Origin of the sequence: Marinobacter sp. UBA2498, from assembly GCF_002341575.1 — a bacterium.
Classification (GTDB): domain Bacteria; phylum Pseudomonadota; class Gammaproteobacteria; order Pseudomonadales; family Oleiphilaceae; genus Marinobacter; species Marinobacter manganoxydans.
The window spans coordinates 1-4,485 of record NZ_DDOI01000016.1; the positions used below are offsets into that span (position 1 = coordinate 1).

General features: G+C 52.3%; 7 protein-coding genes. 2 read left to right on the plus strand and 5 right to left on the minus strand.

What is annotated here, in order from left to right; genetic code table 11:
• The first annotated feature begins 182 nt into the window (after positions 1–182).
• Positions 183–668, plus strand: coding sequence for a DUF3592 domain-containing protein (locus B2W52_RS01670; protein WP_273069294.1), 486 nt, complete (start codon positions 183–185; stop codon positions 666–668).
• 138 nt (positions 669–806) lie between these two features.
• Here B2W52_RS01670 and B2W52_RS01675 read toward each other — a convergent pair whose 3' ends face one another.
• Complete coding sequence (locus B2W52_RS01675) at positions 807–1,202, minus strand: hypothetical protein (RefSeq protein ID WP_273069295.1); 396 nt, start codon at positions 1,200–1,202, stop codon at positions 807–809.
• A 58-nt stretch (positions 1,203–1,260) separates the two neighbouring features.
• Positions 1,261–1,608 carry a flavodoxin domain-containing protein gene (locus tag B2W52_RS01680; RefSeq protein ID WP_273069296.1) on the minus strand — a complete coding sequence of 116 codons (348 nt, stop codon included), beginning with the start codon at positions 1,606–1,608 and terminating at the stop codon, positions 1,261–1,263.
• Between the two features lie 466 nt (positions 1,609–2,074).
• On the opposite strand from B2W52_RS01680, the gene B2W52_RS01685 reads away from it, so the two are divergent.
• Entirely contained in the window at positions 2,075–2,911 is an 837-nt protein-coding gene (locus B2W52_RS01685) for a substrate-binding periplasmic protein (RefSeq protein WP_008169721.1), read from the plus strand.
• Here B2W52_RS01685 and B2W52_RS01690 read toward each other — a convergent pair.
• The 3 genes from B2W52_RS01690 to B2W52_RS01700 form a co-directional block, all read right to left on the minus strand.
• Complete coding sequence (locus B2W52_RS01690) at positions 2,908–3,537, minus strand: ATP-dependent zinc protease family protein (protein WP_008169718.1); 630 nt, start codon at positions 3,535–3,537, stop codon at positions 2,908–2,910. The genes B2W52_RS01685 and B2W52_RS01690 overlap by 4 nt on opposite strands.
• Positions 3,534–4,109: an acyl carrier protein phosphodiesterase gene (locus B2W52_RS01695; protein ID WP_008169716.1), complete on the minus strand. Its 576-nt coding sequence runs from the start codon at positions 4,107–4,109 to the stop codon at positions 3,534–3,536. Before B2W52_RS01695 ends, B2W52_RS01690 begins: the two co-directional genes overlap by 4 nt.
• A 23-nt stretch (positions 4,110–4,132) precedes the next feature.
• Positions 4,133–4,485 (minus strand): outer membrane beta-barrel protein (locus B2W52_RS01700; RefSeq protein ID WP_286801062.1); only part of this gene is annotated, 353 nt, incomplete at its 5' end.

The following is a 4,485-nucleotide window of genomic DNA, read 5'->3' on the forward strand; positions in this document are numbered from 1 at the left end:
GGGAGCGTCCAAAGCTCGGCCGAGCGTTGAGGATGAAGCTGGATAAAAAAAACCTACCCAAAAATTCGGAAATTCAATGGATTGGGCGTGTTTCTGGGGAATTTTTCACGTTTGTCTGCCAACCCGCCCTTAGAAAATACGGAAAATAGGCAGATCACTCCTCAACCAACAGAGCAAACTGCGTGGAATACCTCATCACGATGTGGGATCTGGCTAGAGCCGGCGAAAAGCAAGGTGTTCTGTTTTTCATTGCCGTTTACTGCTTTTTGATCATGAGTATTTCGCTCATAGGCCAGTTGCGAATGCGGCAGTGGCCTTCAGTCACAGGCAAATTGCTGGAAGGCGGCCCCCGCACCATCGGCGGGAGCGATCGATATGACGCTGATACTCGTTATGTGGTCAGCGCCCTCTACGAATATGAGATCAGCGGTAGAAGGTATCAGGGCAAACGTGTCTCACCCTGGATCTTCGTCACCAATCGAAACGCCAAAGGTATTCTCGATCATCAGTTCAAAAGCGTGGATCGGCAGGGGGACTTGGTAAAGATTTTTTATAACCCAAACAATCCGAAGAAAAGCACGCTGTTGAAACCCGGAAAATTCGGACTCTGCATCTCTTTCGTGATTTGGATAGGTCCGATGCTTTGCTACCTTACCTCATACCATTGAAATCCGAGAGTAGATCTGACAGTTGAAACTGGAATCCTACTATTCGCTTTGCGACCACAGCGCCAGATTTTGCAGCGAGCGCGGTAAGCCTTCATTGAGCCTCAGCCAACGCCTTCTCGGTTTGCCCAAAGAAGCCGCTCAGTTGTCATTTTCTGAGCCGGTCACCTGAACGTGCCACTTATCGCCTGGCTGTGCAGACAACAGTAGTTTGGCGGTTCCGCTCTTATCGAGCTTTGTATGGTCCGCGGTGACTCGGATGCGGGTAAAGGGATTCGAGGGGTCCGGGTTGATCTCGGCGACAAATGGCTCGAGGTTTGGATTTTTTCGTTTGGGCTTAAAGCGAAGAGCCGTCGCCTGTTCATGCTCCAGACACTGAATGTAAAAGATGAGGTCGAGCGCTGACTCGCTTCGCCACTCCGTATCCATCACGGTCGCCACTTCCCAGTTGCTCATATCGGGTTCCAGCGCGATGCCAAAGGTTTCCGACAGCTTCTGCCACCAATGGCTGAACACGGCGGCGTCATTACGATGCAATTCGGTGGTCGGAATTCGCGGGTCCGCGCCCCGACGAAGCAGTTGTTGGGTCAGATGTTTACCAAAACCGCAAAAGTCTGCGTACTGCCGGTTTACCCAGAGCCAGCACCGCAAATTTTACCTGGTCCAGATTGATGCTCGACTGGTCGAGCGCCTGGGCAAAGGGACGCGCCTCGGTCGGCGCCTCTCCCTCACCAAATGTCGAGACAATAAAAATGTGGCGCCCGTATTGCTCCAGCGTCTCGGGTTCAATCTCCGCCAGATTTACCATATCGCACATGGATGAGTTGTGTTCATAGATCCGTGTTGCAAGGCCTTTTGCGGTGTCAGTCTGGCTGGCAAAGGCCAGAAGAATGCGCTCACCGTTGTGGAAACAGCGTTTTTCTCTGTCGGATGGGTCTGTCATTGCTACAAATATAGGGTGGAATCTCGCGCTTAGCCATATCCATTTGAACCTTTTAGACCGGGGCACCGTTCTTAACAGAACACTGGCGATCAACAGGGGGTTGAGCATGCGTATTCTCAAAAACAGCGTCTTGGTTTTGGCGACTACAGTTTCATGTGTTTTTGGGGATTCGCGCTTGGCGCCTCCAGCGCTGACGAGGTCAGAGCCAGCATGGACAAAAACGCTGCAAATCAGAAAGTTAGACTTAGTAGTACTCACCGTGGAAATTTAGCACTTACTGTTAAAAGTTTTAGTACTTACTGTGGTCGTCCACCAAACGCACAAAACAGTATTCAATCCCCAGCATCAAAGTGCGTATAATGTATATTATGTTAAATCTAGTATAGCAACACTCAAGCTCACATCAATACAGTCGTTACACTCTGTGCGCACCCAACTCACCTATCCGGCTTTCAGGTGTTCATTAATGAAGTGGTACCGGCTGTTTCTGTTTTCCATGTTATTCTCCCTGATGCCGATAAGTCCTGCGGCAGCTAATCAGGAAATCATCCGAGTCACCACCGGCCAGTGGCCTCCCTACCTGGATAAGGAAAGTCCGCACGGTGGTTTTCTGGCGCAGATTATTCGCGAGGCTTTTGACAGCGAAGACATACGCGTGGAGTTTTCTTTCTTTCCCTGGTCCCGAGCCCTGGCCCTGGTGAAGTCCAAGAAATACCAGGCGTCGGCGGTCTGGTCATGCACGGCGGAAAGAAAACGCGAGTTTCTCTATTCCGCGCCAATTTTGCCCTATCAATATGTGTTTTATCATCGGCAGGAAATGCCATTCGATTGGGATGCATTGCCAGATCTCAGTGGGAAGACTGTCGGACTTACGCAGGATTACAGCTACGGACAGACACTCAGCGATGCTATCGACAGTGGTCTGGTAAGTTCCGATGTCACCACGTCCGACATTGCCAATTTCCGGAAGCTGTTGCTTGAGCGGATCGATCTTTTTCCCATGGATCCGGTGGTTGGTGAAGCGATGATTGCCCATCACCTGGGGCCAGAAGCGGGAGCCCGGCTGGAGTTCCATCCAAGGCCGCTTAGAAGTGCTCTCTACCATCTCCCGTTTTCTCGTGACGACCCGGAGGCGGGCCGCCTCAAGCGGACATTTGATCGGGGATTGGCCAATCTGCGTGAAAGCGGCCGCTATCAGGAGATTATTGAAAATGCCCTGAATGCCCACAGTTCCTCTGCGGCGGCCGCAATACTGGAAGAAAAACTGGTGAACTGGGATGAAGATCCCAGTTCCTGTGGTTAAGAGTCCGTGTCGGTTTCCTCTACCACATTCTCGGCATGCCTCTTTGCCAGCTCTTCCAGCGTTATGTACTCACACTCTTTTTCAGCCATAAACGAGTCTGCCGAATCAATCAGGATGTTGTCATCGCGCATGAATCGGCGACCCAGCAGCGCCGGATAGGAGAACTTGCCGCGGTCTGTCAGTGAAAACTGCGTGGTATGGGTGGTTCCGGCAATGCAGAAGTCCATCATGACCACATATCGCTTCTGGGATGGCGCGCCTTTTCGTTTAATCAGAACTGTTCGCTCGACCGGCCGCTCGAACTCCAGAATGACGTCGTCATGGTCCAGTTCGCCCTCGGTCGGCTGGTCCTCGTGGTCACCCAGTGGAATCTGGAAACTGACCCACTCCTCTCCGTCGCGCTCAAAGCCCTCGATGTTGACCGCGTGCAGAGACGACGTTTTGGCGCCTGTATCGAGTCGCGCCTTAAGCCTCAGGTTGGTATCTTTCATGACTACCCATTCAACATAGCCAAGGGTTTCCGGCGGTCGCTGCTGGTTATTGTTGGCATCGGCCTCCGCAGAAACTGCCATCGCTGATGGAAAAACCAATGCCATAGCCAACAACGCCCTAATAACAAACCTCATTCAATACCTCCTGCAAATTCCTGTAAATCCGGGAAAAATGATAAAAAATTGTGCTCCAGTTCTTCGTGGTTTGCGCGGATTTCCGTGATCATGCCAGCGAAATCATTTCTGAACCGTATGCGCCCCGCAACGCGGTCCAGTGCCTTCCCGATGTTTTCAAGGTCCTGGTAGGCCCCGAACCAGTCGTTCCACACCATCATTCGGGTAACTCTGGCCATTTTTTCCGGCATTAGATGTTCTTTCTGCTGCAACTCGTTGTATATACCGCGAATAAACGCCTCTTGCTCAATTTCACTGAACCGGTCCCAGTGTTTGAGAAGAAAATGGTCATAGAGAATATCGAGCGCAACGCCGGCAAATCGACGACGTTGACGGGAGAAGACCTGTTTGCTGGCAAGTACGTCGGGGTGCTGGTCGGTGAAGCTGTCGACCGCCCGATGGTGGCGGACGCCCTGCTTCACCGGGTCCGGCAGCGTCGAGAGATCGACGCCCCGGGTAAAGTCACCGAGGATGCTCCCCACCCGAGCTTCAGGTGAGTCCGGCGCGAGAAATACATGAGCCAGATGGTTCAAACAGTCTCCCCGGTGGCCTGGTTTCAGAAGTTGAATTGAATACCGACGCCCAGACCATCGACTTCGGCATTACTGTCTTCATAATAACGCATGTATTCAAGGTTGCCGGACAGGTTCGGCGCAAATTCCATATTCATGCCGATGCCGTAGGACACGTCCGTTTCATCCTCGGTGGCAGTGCCCAGAAACGAAGAAGCTTCGATTTCGACCCGGGTGAAACCGAGGATAGCGTACGGCGTAATGGGTGATTCGTTGGCCAGATTGAACGTGGCGTAGCCGCCGAAGAAGTTATCCAGTGAATAATCGACTCCGCCGATGCGGTCGTCATCCACGCCAAAACCGCCCCGCGCTTCGATGCCCAGATACGGCGTCGCCA

Excerpts from the sequence above, each read along its gene's own strand:
- B2W52_RS01680 (WP_273069296.1), bottom strand. The coding sequence starts at position 1,608 with ATGACAGACCCATCCGACAGAGAAAAACGCTGTTTCCACAACGGTGAG.
- B2W52_RS01685 (WP_008169721.1), top strand. The coding sequence starts at position 2,075 with ATGAAGTGGTACCGGCTGTTTCTGTTTTCCATGTTATTCTCCCTGATG.
- B2W52_RS01690 (WP_008169718.1), bottom strand. The coding sequence starts at position 3,537 with ATGAGGTTTGTTATTAGGGCGTTGTTGGCTATGGCATTGGTTTTTCCA.